Raw genomic sequence first — 14,119 nt, 5'->3', positions numbered from 1 at the left:
GTCGCCTTTTTCATGTCCGCCAAATCTTACTGGCTGTAGATCTGATCGAAGATCCCGCCATCGTTGAAGTGGGTCTTCTGCACGGTGCGCCAGTCACCGAAGGTCTTCTCCACGGAGAGGAAGTCGACTTTCGGGAAACGGTCGGTGTACTTGGCCAGTACCGCCGGATCACGCGGACGCAGGTAGTTGGCGGCGGCAATTTCCTGGCCTTCCGGCGACCACAGGTACTTCAGGTAGTCCTCGGCAGCCGCGCGCGAGCCTTTCTTCTCGACCACTTTGTCGACCACCGACACGGGTGGCTCGGCTTCGGCGGACACGCTCGGGTAGATCACTTCGAACTGGTCGCGACCGAACTCGCGGGCGATCATTTCCGCTTCGTTTTCGAAGGTCACCAGCACGTCGCCGATCTGGTTGGTCATGAACGTGGTGGTGGCGGCACGGCCACCGGTGTCGAGCACCGGGGCCTGTTTGAACAGCTTGCCGACGAAGTCCTTGGCCTTGTTCTCGTCACCGCCGTTCTTCAGCACGTAGCCCCAGGCCGAAAGGTAGGTGTAGCGGCCGTTGCCCGAGGTTTTCGGGTTCGGCACGATCACTTGCACGCCGTCCTTGAGCAGGTCCGGCCAGTCTTTCAGTGCTTTCGGGTTGCCCTTGCGGACGATGAACACGGTGGCCGAAGTGAACGGTGCGCTGTTGTTCGGCAGGCGGGTGACCCAGTCCTTCGGCACCAGTTGACCGTTGTCCGCGAGGGCATTGATGTCGGTCGCCATGTTCATGGTGATGACGTCAGCCGGCAGGCCATCGATCACCGAGCGCGCCTGCTTGCTCGAACCGCCGAAAGACATCTGCACGGTAATCGTTTCGTTGTGTTCGGCCTGCCAGTGTTTCTGGAACGCAGTGTTGTAGTCCTTGTAGAAATCGCGCATCACGTCGTAGGAAACGTTGAGCAGAGTCGGGGCGGCGTGAGCCACGCTGCCGAAGGCAAGACCGGCGGCGAGAAGTGAGGCGCCAAAGAGTTTTTTCACTGCGCATTCCTTGTTGTTTGGATACAGGGGGTGGCGGTAGGGGTGATGCTGTTTTGCCAGCGACTATAGCCGGGGCCGCATAGTCGCTTAAAGATTTAAAAGCTCTTTGCTTATTCCACTTTCCTGAACAGTGCGTTGCCACAACGAGAACAGAACGCGGCATTCGGTTCATGGCTCTGTTTGCGGCAGACCGGGCAGTCGTGCTGCAGCTGTTCGCCGCGCATGGCACTGGCCAGTTCGGCGGTGAAAATCCCGGTCGGGACGGCGATGATCGAGTAACCGGTGATCATCACCAGCGAGGAAATCACCTGGCCCAGCGGGGTCTTCGGTACGATGTCGCCGAAGCCGACGGTGGTCAGGGTGACGATAGCCCAGTAAATGCCCTTGGGAATGCTGGTGAAGCCGTGCTCCGGGCCTTCGATCACGTACATCAGCGTGCCGAACACCGTGACCAGCGTGCAGACGCTGACGAGGAACACCACGATCTTCTGCTTGCTGCCGCGCAGCGCCGACATCAGATAGTTGGCCTGCTTGAGGTACGGGCTGAGCTTGAGCACGCGGAAGATGCGCAGCATGCGAATGATGCGGATGATCAGCAGGTACTGCGCGTCGCTGTAATACAAGGCGAGGATGCCGGGCACGATGGCCAGCAGGTCCACCAGGCCGTAGAAGCTGAACGCATAGCGCAGCGGCTTGGGCGAGCAGTACAGGCGCAACAGGTATTCACCGGCGAAGATCACCGTGAAGCCCCATTCGATGTAGGCCAGCACATCGGCATAGTTGCGGTGGATGCTGTCGATGCTGTCGAGCATCACGATCACCAGGCTGGCGAGGATGATCAACAGCAGAATGCCGTCGAAGCGCCGCCCGGCGCGGGTGTCACTCTGGAAAATCATGACGTAAAGCTGTTCACGCCAGGGCTTGCTGCTGTCCATGGATAACGCCTGAATCGAAGATCAGCGCAGCCTAGGTTGATTCTCCCCGCGAGCGCAAGACGTGCCGCTCACCGGCGCCCGGCGCAGTACCTGGACAGCGCTGCGCAGCAACCAGCAGGCGAGGATGAACGGTGCGGTCAGGGTGGGCAGGCCGGCGGCGGCAAACATCGGCGTCAGCAGCAGCGCCAGCACGATGCCAAGCAACGGCAGCCACGGTTGCCGGCGCTGCGCACTGAAGGCGAGGGCGGCGAGCACGGCGTTATAACCCCCCAGGCCGAGCAGGGCGGTGTAGAAATCGGCATTGAGCAGGCTCCAGCCCATGCCGGCCACAGACGCCAGCAACGCCCAGCAGAACGCGCGGCGATCGGCGATCCACAACCCGGCAGCGATCATCGCACCGGCCAGCGGATGGCCGAGGAACATCACCTGGCCCAGGCCCTTGAGGGGAGCGGCCAGCATGTTCAGTGCGCTGACTTCAATCAGCTGTGCCTGGGTCGAAGGCGTGGCGAAGCACAGCAGCACCCAGCTCAACAAAACGAAAGGCGCGGTGCAGGCGGGCAGGTAGTGGCTCAGCCGCACGCGTTTGAGCCATTGCTGAGTGAGCATCGCACTCAAGCCGCCGGCGGCCAGGATCAGCAGCGGCATCATTGCCGACCAGGGGAAATACAGGCTCAGCAACAGCCCGAGCAACACGCCGTTGTAGCTGAACAGGCCGGCCTGGCGATCGGCCTTGGCATAACCGCGACGCTGCGCGGTGAGCAGCCCGGCGACGCCGCCGAGCAAGGCACCGCCGAGCAGGGCCGGTGCGGTGAACAGAATCGCCAGCAGGCACAGCAGGCCGCACAGCGGATGGCGCTGGAGGAATATCTGACTGAAGCCGTTGAGCAAAGCCTCGGCCCAGTCGGGGCAGTGGGTGTTGAAATGATTGGCAGGCATGGCAGGTCATTCGGTACTGATCGCTCCCACGTCGAACCGTCTGCGTGGGAATGCCTCAAAGGACGCTCTGCGTCTGCTCTGGGGACGCAGAGCGCCCCGGGCCGCATTCCCACGCGAGCGGTGCGCCGTCTCGACGTGGGAACGATCTGGGTCAGTGGTCAGATCAATGTTTCGATCCGCAGCGAATTAGTCGACCCCGGCTGCCCAAACGGCACACCCGCGGTGATCAGCAACGTGTCGCCGCGTTCGGCCATGCCTTGCGCCTGGGCGATTTCCAGCGCTGTCGAACACACTTCATCGACCTGGCGCAGACGATCGTTGACCACCGAATGAATGCCCCACGCCACGCTCAGGCGCCGTGCGGTCTGCAGGTTCGGGGTCAGGTTGAGGATCGGCGCCTTCGGCCGCTCGCGCGCGGCGCGCAGGCTCGAGGTGCCGGATTCGCTGTAGTTGACCAGCACCGCCACTGGCAGCACGTTGCTGATGCGGCGGATCGCGCAGCTGATGGCATCGGAAACCGTGGCTTCGGCTTTCGGTCGGCTGACGTCGAGCTGGGTCTGATAGTCCGGACCGTTTTCCACCTGGCGGATGATCTTGCTCATCATCTGCACGGCTTCCAGCGGGTACTCGCCGGACGCGGTTTCCGCCGAGAGCATCACCGCATCCGCACCTTCGGCCACGGCGTTGGCCACGTCGGTGACTTCGGCGCGGGTCGGCGCCGGGGAGAAGCGCATCGACTCGAGCATCTGCGTCGCCACCACCACCGGTTTGCCGAGCTCGCGGCAGGTGCCGATGATGTTTTTCTGGATCTGCGGCACGCTTTCCGCCGGTACTTCGACACCGAGGTCACCGCGGGCGACCATGATCGCGTCGCTCAGTTCGGCGATGGCGCGCAGTTGTTCGACGGCCGACGGCTTCTCGATTTTCGCCATCAGGAACGCTTTGTCGCCGATCAGGGCGCGGGCCTCGATGATGTCTTGCGGACGCTGCACGAACGACAGCGCGACCCAGTCCACGCCCAGCTCCAGACCGAAGCTGAGGTCGCGACGGTCCTTGGCGGTCAGCGGGCTGAGGTCGAGCACCGCTTGCGGCACGTTCACGCCTTTGCGGTCCGACAACTCGCCACCGTTGAGCACCGTGGTGTCGATGGCGTCGCTGTACTTGCTGACCACCCGCAGACGCAGCTTGCCGTCGTCGAGCAGCAGGTCCATGCCCGGCTCCAGTGCGGCGATGATCTCCGGATGCGGCAGGTTGACCCGGCGCTGGTCGCCCGGCGTGGTGTCCAGGTCGAGGCGCAGGGCCTGACCGCGATGCAACTGAACCTTGCCCTCGGCAAACTTGCCGACGCGCAGTTTCGGTCCTTGCAGGTCCATGAGGATGCCCAGCGGGTAATTGAGCTGGCGCTCGACTTCGCGGATCCACTGGTAGCGCTTGGCGTGGTCGGCGTGATCGCCGTGGCTGAAGTTGAGGCGGAAGATGTTCACCCCGGCCTCGACCAGCTCGCGGATGTCTTCGATGCCATCGACGGCAGGCCCGAGGGTGGCGAGGATTTTGACCTTTTTGTCAGGCGTCATGTTTAGGGCTCTCGAGGATCAGGATGGCGCGGAAGTCGTTGACGTTGGTGCGGGTCGGCTCGGTGACGATCAGCGCATCGAGCGCGGCGAAGTAGCCGTAGCCATTGTTGTTGTCCAGCTCGTCGCTGGCGCTCAGGCCGAGGGCGGCAGCGCGGGCGTAGCTGTCCGGGGTCATGATTGCGCCGGCGTTGTCTTCCGAGCCGTCGATGCCGTCGGTGTCACCGGCCAGTGCGTAGACGCCCGGCTGGCCCTTGAGGCTGTCGGTGAGGCTGAGGAGAAATTCGGCGTTGCGTCCGCCGCGACCGTTGCCGCGCACGGTGACCGTGGTTTCACCGCCGGAGAGAATCACGCACGGCGCCGCCAGCGGCTGGCCATGCTGGAGGATCTGGCGGGCGATGCCGGCGTGGACTTTCGCCACTTCGCGGGATTCGCCTTCCAGGTCGCCGAGGATCAGTGGGCTGAAACCGGCCTGGCGGCATTTCACTGCTGCCGCTTCGAGGGATTGCTGCGGGCGGGCGATCAGCTGGAAGTGGCTGCGCGCCAGGCTCGGGTCGCCGGGCTTGACGGTTTCCGACTCCGGGCTTTGCAGCCAGTTGCGCACCGAGGCGGGCACGTCAATGGCGTAGCGCTTGAGGATCGCCAGGGCTTCGGCGCTGGTGCTCGGGTCGGCCACGGTCGGGCCGGAAGCGATGACCGTGGCGAGGTCGCCCGGTACATCGGAAATCGCATAGGTGTAGACGGTGGCAGGCCAGCAGGCCTTGCCCAGGCGGCCGCCCTTGATCGCCGAGAGGTGCTTGCGCACGCAGTTCATCTCGCCGATGGTCGCGCCGGATTTGAGCAGGGCCTTGTTGATCGTCTGCTTGTCGGCCAGGGTGATGCCTTCGGCCGGCAAGGCGAGCAGGGCCGAGCCACCGCCGGACAGCAGGAAGATCACCCGGTCGTCTTCGCTCAGGTTGCTGACCAGTTCCAGCACGCGCTTGGCCACGGCGAGGCCGGCGGCGTCCGGCACCGGATGCGCGGCTTCGACCACTTCGATTTTTTCGCAGGGGGCGCCATGGCCGTAGCGGGTCACGACCAGGCCGGAGACTTCACCCTGCCAGCAGCGCTCGACCACCTGGGCCATGGCCGCGGCGGCTTTGCCGGCGCCGATGACGATCACCCGGCCGGTGCGGTCGGCGGGCAGATGGGCTTCGAGGACTTGCTGCGGATGAGCCGCGTCGATGGCTGTGGCAAACAGCTCGCGCAGCAGTTGTTGCGGATCGACCGACATGGCGGGCTCCCGGAATTCTTGTTATTCGAAAGGGCGGTAGAGATCCCTGTGGGAGCGAGCCTGCTCGCGAAAGCGGTGGATCAGTCAACATCCATGTCGACTGACACGCCCTCTTCGCGAGCAAGCTCGCTCCCACAGGTTTTAAGCAGTGGGGCAGGGCTTTATTTTTTGTCGCGAATCGAGAAGTTGGCCATGTGTTCCAGGCCCTTGATCAGCGCCGAGTGATCCCAGTTGCTGCCACCGATGGCCGCGCAGGTGCTGAACACTTGCTGGGCGTTGGCGGTGTTCGGCAGGTTGATGTTCAGCTCCTTGGCGCCTTGCAGGGCCAGGTTCAGGTCCTTCTGGTGCAGGCTGATGCGGAAGCCCGGATCGAAGGTGCCCTTGATCATGCGCTCGCCGTGCACTTCGAGGATCTTCGAGGAGGCGAACCCGCCCATCAGTGCTTCACGTACCTTGGCCGGATCGGCGCCGTTCTTCGAGGCGAACAGCAGGGCTTCAGCGACAGCCTGGATGTTCAGCGCGACGATGATCTGGTTGGCCACCTTGGCGGTCTGACCGTCGCCATTGCCGCCGACCAGGGTGATGTTCTTGCCCATGGCCTGGAACAGCGGCAGGGCGCGTTCGAAGGCATCGGCGTCGCCACCGACCATGATGCTCAGGGTCGCAGCCTTGGCGCCCACTTCACCGCCGGATACCGGCGCGTCGAGGTATTGCGCGCCTTTCTCGTTGATCTTCGTGGCGAACGCCTTGGTCGCGGTTGGCGAGATCGAGCTCATGTCGATCACCACTTTGCCCTTGCCGATGCCGGCCGCAACGCCATCGGCGCGGAACAGTACGTCGTCGACCTGCGGGGTATCCGGCACCATGACGATGATGAATTCGGCTTCCTGGGCGACTTCTTTCGGGTTGGCCAGGGCGACGGCGCCAGCGGCGACCAGGTCGGCCGGGGCGGCGTCGTGGTGCGCGGACAGGAACAGGCTGTGACCGGCTTTCTGCAGGTTTGCCGCCATTGGGTGGCCCATGATGCCGGTGCCGATGAATCCGATTTTAGCCATGAGAAAATCCTCTTGTTTTTGTCTTGCTCAAGCGAAATAGGGGGTGTTGCTTTGGGTGGGAGCGGGCTTGCTCGCGAATGCGGTGGAACATTCAATATCCGTGTTGACTGAACCACCGCATTCGCGAGCAAGCCCGCTCCCACAGGTTGTTTGCCGTGTTCTTAGATTGCGTTGTGGGTTTTCAACCAGCCAAGACCCGCTTCAGTGGTGGTCAGCGGCTTGTACTCGCAACCGACCCAGCCCTGATAACCGATGCGGTCCAGGTGCTCGAACAGGAAGCGATAGTTGATCTCGCCAGTACCCGGCTCGTTGCGCCCCGGGTTGTCCGCCAGCTGCACATGGTTGATCTCGCCCAGGTGCGATTGCAGGGTGCGGGCCAGATCGCCTTCCATGATTTGCATGTGGTAGATGTCGTATTGCAGGAACAGGTTGGCGCTGCCGACCTGCTCGCGAATCGACAGGGCCTGCGCCGTGTTGTTCAGATAGAAACCCGGGATGTCGCGGGTGTTGATCGCTTCCATCACCAGTTTGATGCCGGCTGCCTGCAGCTTGTCGGCGGCGTACTTGAGGTTGGCGACGAAGGTCTTCTCCACGGTGGCATCGTCCACACCCTGTGGGCGGATGCCGGCCAGGCAGTTGACCTGGGTGTTGCCCAGCACTTGCGCGTAGGCAATCGCCAGATCGACCCCGGCGCGGAATTCCTCGACGCGGTCCGGCAGGCAGGCGATACCGCGCTCGCCCTTGGCCCAGTCACCGGCTGGCAGGTTGAACAGCACTTGGGTCAGACCATTGGCATCGAGCCTGGCCTTGATTTCGGCCGAGCTGAAGTCGTAAGGGAACAGGTATTCGACACCGCTGAAGCCAGCCTTGGCGGCGGCGTCGAAACGGGCAAGAAAATCCTGTTCGGTGAACAGCATGGACAGGTTGGCTGCGAAACGCGGCATGGTGGTCTCCCGTGTAAATAGCAGGTCATTCGATCCCTGGGGGAGCGAGCTTGCTCGCGAAAGCGGTGGATCAGTCAACAACTGTGTTGAATGTGAAGCCGCCTTCGCGGGCGAGCCCGCTCCCACAGTGGGAGCGGTCAGCAGTTAATCGAGCAGCGAAATCGCCGTTGGCGCGTCGTTGCCGACCAGCGCCAGGTCTTCGAATTCGTTGACGGCGTTGATCTCGGTCCCCATGGAGATGTTGGTCACACGCTCCAGGATGATCTCGACGATCACCGGTACCTTGAACTCTTCGATCAGCTCTTCGGCCTTGCGCAGGGCAGGGGCGATGTCAGCCGGTTCGAACACACGCAGGGCCTTGCAGCCGAGGCCTTCGGCGACTGCGACGTGATCGACGCCATAACCGTTGAGTTCCGGCGCGTTGAGGTTATCGAAGGACAGCTGCACGCAGTAGTCCATATCGAACCCGCGCTGGGCCTGACGGATCAGCCCCAGGTACGAGTTGTTCACCACGACGTGGATGTAAGGCAGTTTGAACTGAGCGCCGACCGCCAGCTCCTCGATCATGAACTGGAAATCATAGTCCCCCGACAGGGCCACGACTTTACGGTTCGGATCGGCCTTGACCACGCCCAGCGCCGCCGGAATGGTCCAGCCCAACGGGCCGGCCTGGCCGCAGTTGATCCAGTGCCGCGGCTTGTAGACGTGCAGGAACTGCGCGCCGGCAATCTGCGACAGACCAATGGTGCTGACGTAGCAGGTGTCCTTGCCGAACACCTGGTTCATTTCTTCGTAGACGCGCTGCGGCTTGACCGGCACGTTGTCGAAGTGGGTCTTGCGTTGCAGGCTGGCCTTGCGCTGCTGGCAATCCTGCAGCCAGGCACTGCGGTTCTTCAGTTTGCCGGCAGCTTGCCATTCACGGGCGACTTCGATGAACACGGTCAGCGCGGCGGCGGCGTCGGAGACGATGCCCAGGTCCGGGGTGAACACGCGGCCGATCTGGGTCGGCTCGATGTCGACGTGAATGAACTTGCGGCCCTCGGTGTAGACATCCACCGAACCGGTGTGACGGTTGGCCCAGCGGTTGCCGACGCCCAGGACCACGTCGGATTTGAGCAGGGTGGCGTTGCCATAACGGTGCGACGTCTGCAGGCCGACCATGCCGACCATCAGCGGGTGATCGTCAGGGATGGTGCCCCAGCCCATCAGGGTCGGGATCACTGGAATGCCAGTCAGCTCGGCAAACTCCACCAGCAGCTCGCTGGCGTCGGCGTTGATGATGCCGCCGCCGGCTACCAGCAATGGACGTTCGGCCTGGTCGAGCATCGCCAGGGCTTTTTCAACCTGGACGCGAGTGGCGCTCGGCTTGGCCAGTGGCAGCGGCTGGTAGGCGTCGATGTCGAATTCGATTTCGGCCATCTGCACGTCGAACGGCAGGTCGATCAGCACCGGGCCCGGACGGCCGGAGCGCATTTCGTAGAAGGCCTTCTGGAACGCGTAGGGCACCTGGCCCGGCTCCAGAACAGTGGTCGCCCACTTGGTCACCGGTTTGACGATGCTGGTGATGTCGACGGCCTGGAAGTCTTCCTTGTGCAGACGGGCACGTGGTGCCTGGCCGGTGATGCAGAGGATCGGGATCGAGTCCGCCGAGGCGCTGTACAGGCCGGTGACCATGTCGGTACCGGCCGGGCCGGAAGTGCCGATGCACACGCCGATGTTGCCGGCCTTGGTGCGGGTGTAGCCCTCGGCCATGTGCGAGGCGCCTTCAACGTGGCGAGCGAGGACGTGATCGATGCCACCGACTTTTTGCAAGGCGGAGTACAGCGGGTTGATGGCGGCGCCGGGAATGCCAAAGGCGGTATCAACCCCTTCACGGCGCATCACCAGAACGGCGGCTTCGATTGCTCTCATTTTGCTCATGGTTTTGTGCCTCTTTACGTTTTGTAATTGTATACAAGTGGCTTTGCGCAGAGTGTATTCACGGCGGACGGCGCAGGTCAATCCATTTTCTCAAGCGCCTGTTTCATTCGTCGGAAGCCGGATCTGCTGTGGCTTTTCGTCGCATGTAGCGCTTTTCGAGAATTATTGTATACAAAAAAATAATTCATTGTGTTCTATTTGTTGCATCCAGCTGCGGCACAAACGCGCAGCTTCACGACTTTCCCAATAACAAAATGAGGACGGCACCATGAGCGCTTTAACCTTGAAAGTCGCAGTCAACCTGGTCAACGAAGCTATCCGTGCGGGGCGGGCCATCGCTGCCGCGCCGTTGACCATTGCAATCCTGGATACCGGCGGCCACCTGGTCACCCTGCAACGCGAAGATGGCGCCAGCCTGTTGCGCCCGAATATCGCCATCGGCAAGGCCTGGGGTGCCATAGCCCTGGGCAAAGGCTCGCGCCTGCTGGCGCTGGATGCGCAACAACGTCCGGCCTTCATCGCCGCGCTCAACAGCATGGGCCAGGGCAGCGTCGTGCCGGCGCCGGGCGGAGTGTTGATCCGCGATCAGGCGGGCAATGTGCTGGGAGCGATCGGCATCAGCGGCGATCTGTCGGACATTGACGAGCAGGTGGCGATCAAAGCGGTGGAGGCGCTGGAATTGAAGGCGGATGCGGGGGTGGCGGCCTGACAGTTTGATGATGACGAAGCGGGGCGGGGTCTATAGACTGCCGCCCCTCTCGTTTTTTGAATCAAGGAAGATTTGCGTGAAGACGCTATTCGCCATCGCTCTGGCTTCGGCCATGACCCTCTGCACTCCCTTTCTGCACGCCGCCGAGCCGCTGGATGCCGACGACATCGCGTTCCAGGCGCTGAGCCCGGTGGTCACCGCACTGCTCAATGCCGACGATGTGCCCGAACTGATCGAGCGGGCGGAAAAGCTCGAAGACAGCGACTCCCTGCAGGCCATCGCGGTATACCTGGCGGCCTCCCGCGAAGATCCGCAGCAGTTGGTGGCGCCTTATCAGATCGCCGCGTTATTTGCCCGGCGTGGCGACGACAAGCTGGCCGAGCGCTTCCTGCGCGAGGCCGATGATCGCGGCCTGTGGTTCGGCCCTCTGCTGGCCGACGATCAGGATTTTGCCGAGCTGCGCCAGACCGCGACGTATAAAAAGGTGCTGGCCAACGCGCAGGAGCGCTACAAGAAAATCGCCCCGGGCAAGGTCGGCGCGATTTCGGTGCTCAACCCCTCTGCCGGCATTCCCGTGCCGCCAGCCTGCCGGCCCGTCGTGGTCTGGCTGCACGGCTATGGCGTCAACGGTGAGCTGGATGATAGCTACCAGCCGCTGGCCGATACCGGCGCCATCATTCTCGGCATCAACGGCACGGAAATGCTCAATGCCGTCGACAGTTTTCGCTGGAGCGGTCCGGGCTTCGAGAGCACCCATCAAGCGGTGCAGAACGGCCTGAAACAGTTGGCCGCGCAGCAATGCATCGACCGCAAGCAGGTGTACCTGATGGGCTTCTCCCAGGGCTCGCAACATGCCGGCGCGCTGTTGGCGCAACATCCCGAGGATTACGCCGGTGCACTGCTGCTGTCGCCTGGCGGCCGGCAACCGACACCGACCGAAAGCAAGGCCCGCGGCAAGCGCGTGTTTGTCATCAACGGCAACCGCGAAGGGCCGGGCAATCTGCAGATGAGCGCCGATTTCCGCGAGCTGTTCGGAGAGGGTAACCAGGTCAAGTCGCGTACCCATGCCGGCGGCCATACCTTCCCGGATGACTGGCGCACCTCGTTGCCAGAGGCGCTGCGCTGGCTGATGGGCAACGAGGCTTAACAGCGCTTTGCCGTGTCCCTTCAGCTCTCGGAAGTGGAGGGACGGTTTGACCGGGGTGCCTGAATAGCAGCGTGCGCGAGCAGGCTCGCAGCCACAGGTCTGGCAGGCAGACACAAAATGTCTGAAGGTCCCAGGCCCCTGTGGGAGCGAGCCTGCTCGCGAATACGGCCGTGACTACACATTTTGCTAAACGCCGTCTCACCTTCCGCCCTTCGCATGACTAGCCTTTCCATGAACTGAACATGCGAAGGGCCAGGGAATGGCGGAATTATCAGCTTCACGTCGTCTGCGTATCGGTCGTTGCTCTGAGGGTGACCGTATCTACCTATTGACCACCAACACACTTGATCGCGAACCGCTATTTGCTGACTTCGCTCTGGGCAGATTGGTGGTTCATCAATTTCGCCGTGCGCAAGAGCTTGGGCTCGCGAATTCACTGGCGTGGGTGGTGATGCCGGATCATTTTCACTGGTTGATCGAGCTCAAAAACTGTTCCTTGCGCAGACTGATGGGTGAGACCAAGTCCTTGGCTGCTCGAGAGGTTAACCGTTGCACCGGAACGAGCGGTCCGATATGGCAGCAGGGCTATCACGACCGGGCGCTCAGAATGGAGGATGATTTGGTAAAGATGGCCCGGTATGTGGTGGCCAACCCTTTGCGTGCTGGATTGGTGGCCAAGATTGGCGACTATCCGCAGTGGGATGCAGTTTGGCTTTAGTACTGTCGAGTCGAGTTGCCCCTTTCGCTGGCGAGCCAGCTCCCACAGGTTCTCGTGTCGAACACAAATTTTGCGAAAGACGCCAATCCCTGTGGGAGCTGGCTTGCCAGCGATGGCCGCGACTCGGTTTCAGTCCGGTTCACAGCCTTTCAATACCAGCCGAATGATCGTCTGGGCGGCTGACTCGTAATCGGCTTCGTCGAGCTTCTCCTTGCCGGTGATCGCAGAGATCTGCCAGTCGAAGTCGGCGTAGGTCTGGGTCGCGGCCCAGATGCTGAACATCAGGTGGTTGGGGTCGATTGGCGCGATCTGGCCGCGGTCGATCCAGGTCTGGATGCAATCGATGTTGTGCTTGGCCTGGCTGTTGAGCTGCTCGACCAGGTCGGCACTCAAGTGCGGTGCGCCGTGCATGATTTCGCTGGCAAAGACCTTGGAAGCGAAGGGCAGGTCGCGGGAGATGCGGATCTTCGAACGGATGTAGCCGCTGAGCACTTCGCTCGGCGCGCCGTCCGGGTTGAACGGGGTCGAGGCCTGCAGGATCGGCACGATGATGCTCTCGAGCACCTCGCGGTAGAGGTTTTCCTTGGACTTGAAATAGTAGTAGACGTTGGGCTTGGGCAGTCCCGCCTTGGCGGCGATGTCGCTGGTTTTGGTCGCAGCGAAGCCCTTGTCGGCAAACTCCTCACTGGCGGCACGCAGGATCAGTTCTTTGTTGCGCTCGCGGATTGTGCTCATAAACCCGGTGGTTCCTTGCCTGTTCTGGCGGTTGCGCATGGTAGCACCGGCCTCGCGCGGGGCTCAACAATGCCCCGTGTGGCCTGCAGTCGCGGTATGCTGCGCGGCATTATTCACATAAGGAAACACGATTCATGGCAGGAAGCAGTTTGCTGGTGCTGATCGACGACATCGCCACCGTGCTGGACGACGTAGCGTTGATGACCAAGATGGCCGCCAAGAAGACCGCCGGGGTGCTCGGCGATGACTTGGCGCTCAATGCCCAGCAGGTCTCCGGCGTGCGCGCGGAGCGGGAAATTCCGGTGGTCTGGGCGGTGGCCAAGGGGTCGTTCGTCAACAAACTGATCCTGGTGCCGTCGGCGCTGGCGATCAGTGCGTTCGTACCGTGGCTGGTGACGCCGCTGCTGATGGTCGGCGGCGCGTACCTGTGCTTCGAAGGCTTCGAAAAACTCGCCCACTCGTTTCTGCACAGCAAGGCGGAAGATGACGCCGGGCACGCGAAACTCAGCGAAGCGGTGGCTGATCCGGCGACCGATCTGGTGGCGTACGAAAAGGACAAGATCAAGGGCGCGATCCGCACCGACTTCATCCTTTCGGCGGAAATCATCGCCATCACCCTCGGCACCGTCGCCGATGCCTCGCTGACTCAGCAAGTGATTGTCATGTCGGGCATCGCCGTTGTCATGACCGTGGGTGTGTATGGCCTGGTGGCGGGCATCGTCAAGCTCGACGACCTCGGCCTGTGGCTGACACAGAAGCCCGGGCAAGCGGCCAGGAGCATCGGCAACGGTATCCTGCGCGCTGCTCCGTACATGATGAAGGGCCTGTCGGTGATCGGCACGGCGGCGATGTTCCTGGTCGGCGGTGGCATCCTCACCCACGGTGTGCCGGCGGCGCATCACTGGATCGAGGGCGTGGCTGCAGCGGCCGGCGGCGCCGGGTTCGTGGTGCCGATGCTGCTCAACGCCGTGGCGGGGATTGTCGCCGGTGCGGTGGTGCTGGCGGGGGTTTCGCTGATCGGCAAAATCTGGCGCGCAATCAAAGGCTGAACACAACCAGCCTGTGGCAGCGTGCCTGTTCGCGAAGGCAGCCCTTGCTGGGCTGATGCAGCGCATTCGCGGGTAGGCGCGCTGCCCCACCGGATTGCAGTGCTG

13 protein-coding genes are annotated in these 14,119 nt (G+C 62.6%); 4 read left to right on the top strand and 9 right to left on the bottom strand.

Going from position 1 to position 14,119, the window contains the following annotated elements; all coding sequences use genetic code 11:
• Nucleotides 1-26: 26 nt before the first annotated feature.
• From QRN70_RS07525 to gcl, 8 genes are all read right to left on the bottom strand, one after another.
• Entirely contained in the window at nt 27-1,022 is a 996-nt protein-coding gene (locus QRN70_RS07525; protein ID WP_285416712.1) for a sulfate ABC transporter substrate-binding protein, read from the bottom strand.
• A 110-nt stretch (nt 1,023-1,132) separates the two neighbouring features.
• Nucleotides 1,133-1,957: an ion transporter gene (locus QRN70_RS07520; RefSeq protein WP_285416711.1), complete on the bottom strand. Its 825-nt coding sequence runs from the start codon at nt 1,955-1,957 to the stop codon at nt 1,133-1,135.
• A 21-nt stretch (nt 1,958-1,978) separates the two neighbouring features.
• On the bottom strand, nt 1,979-2,893 hold the full coding sequence (locus QRN70_RS07515; protein ID WP_285416710.1) for an urea transporter: 915 nt from the start codon (nt 2,891-2,893) through the stop codon (nt 1,979-1,981).
• Nucleotides 2,894-3,051: 158 nt separating this feature from the next.
• Nucleotides 3,052-4,467 carry a pyruvate kinase gene (pyk, locus tag QRN70_RS07510; protein ID WP_285416708.1) on the bottom strand — a complete coding sequence of 472 codons (1,416 nt, stop codon included), beginning with the start codon at nt 4,465-4,467 and terminating at the stop codon, nt 3,052-3,054.
• A complete protein-coding gene (locus QRN70_RS07505; protein WP_285416706.1) occupies nt 4,457-5,737 on the bottom strand; it encodes a glycerate kinase type-2 family protein in 1,281 nt (426 codons plus the stop codon). Before QRN70_RS07505 ends, pyk begins: the two co-directional genes overlap by 11 nt.
• Before the next feature lie 161 nt (nt 5,738-5,898).
• Complete coding sequence (locus tag QRN70_RS07495) at nt 5,899-6,792, bottom strand: 2-hydroxy-3-oxopropionate reductase (protein ID WP_285416704.1); 894 nt, start codon at nt 6,790-6,792, stop codon at nt 5,899-5,901.
• A gap of 161 nt (nt 6,793-6,953) precedes the next feature.
• Complete coding sequence (gene hyi, locus QRN70_RS07490; protein ID WP_095050211.1) at nt 6,954-7,736, bottom strand: hydroxypyruvate isomerase; 783 nt, start codon at nt 7,734-7,736, stop codon at nt 6,954-6,956.
• A gap of 144 nt (nt 7,737-7,880) precedes the next feature.
• Nucleotides 7,881-9,656 carry a glyoxylate carboligase gene (gene gcl / locus QRN70_RS07485; protein WP_285416703.1) on the bottom strand — a complete coding sequence of 592 codons (1,776 nt, stop codon included), beginning with the start codon at nt 9,654-9,656 and terminating at the stop codon, nt 7,881-7,883.
• 268 nt (nt 9,657-9,924) lie between these two features.
• On the opposite strand from gcl, the gene QRN70_RS07480 reads away from it, so the two are divergent.
• The 3 genes from QRN70_RS07480 to QRN70_RS07470 all read left to right on the top strand — a co-directional run bounded on the left by QRN70_RS07480 (nt 9,925) and on the right by QRN70_RS07470 (nt 12,230).
• Nucleotides 9,925-10,365 (top strand): GlcG/HbpS family heme-binding protein, encoded by a 441-nt coding sequence (locus QRN70_RS07480; protein ID WP_285416702.1) that lies wholly within the window; start codon nt 9,925-9,927, stop codon nt 10,363-10,365.
• 76 nt (nt 10,366-10,441) lie between these two features.
• Entirely contained in the window at nt 10,442-11,512 is a 1,071-nt protein-coding gene (locus QRN70_RS07475) for an alpha/beta hydrolase (RefSeq protein ID WP_285416700.1), read from the top strand.
• 259 nt (nt 11,513-11,771) lie between these two features.
• Nucleotides 11,772-12,230, top strand: coding sequence for an REP-associated tyrosine transposase (locus tag QRN70_RS07470; RefSeq protein WP_285416698.1), 459 nt, complete (start codon nt 11,772-11,774; stop codon nt 12,228-12,230).
• 129 nt (nt 12,231-12,359) lie between these two features.
• Here QRN70_RS07470 and QRN70_RS07465 read toward each other — a convergent pair whose 3' ends face one another.
• Nucleotides 12,360-12,965: a TetR/AcrR family transcriptional regulator gene (locus QRN70_RS07465; protein WP_285416697.1), complete on the bottom strand. Its 606-nt coding sequence runs from the start codon at nt 12,963-12,965 to the stop codon at nt 12,360-12,362.
• Nucleotides 12,966-13,099: 134 nt separating this feature from the next.
• Between QRN70_RS07465 and QRN70_RS07460 the strand changes: the two genes are divergently transcribed.
• Nucleotides 13,100-14,014 (top strand): DUF808 domain-containing protein, encoded by a 915-nt coding sequence (locus QRN70_RS07460; RefSeq protein ID WP_285416695.1) that lies wholly within the window; start codon nt 13,100-13,102, stop codon nt 14,012-14,014.
• The last annotated feature ends 105 nt before the right edge of the window (nt 14,015-14,119 follow it).

The sequence above is a fragment of the Pseudomonas sp. efr-133-TYG-5 genome (assembly GCF_030209175.1).
Taxonomy (GTDB): Bacteria; Pseudomonadota; Gammaproteobacteria; order Pseudomonadales; family Pseudomonadaceae; genus Aquipseudomonas.
This window is presented reverse-complemented; position numbering and strand designations above follow the sequence as displayed.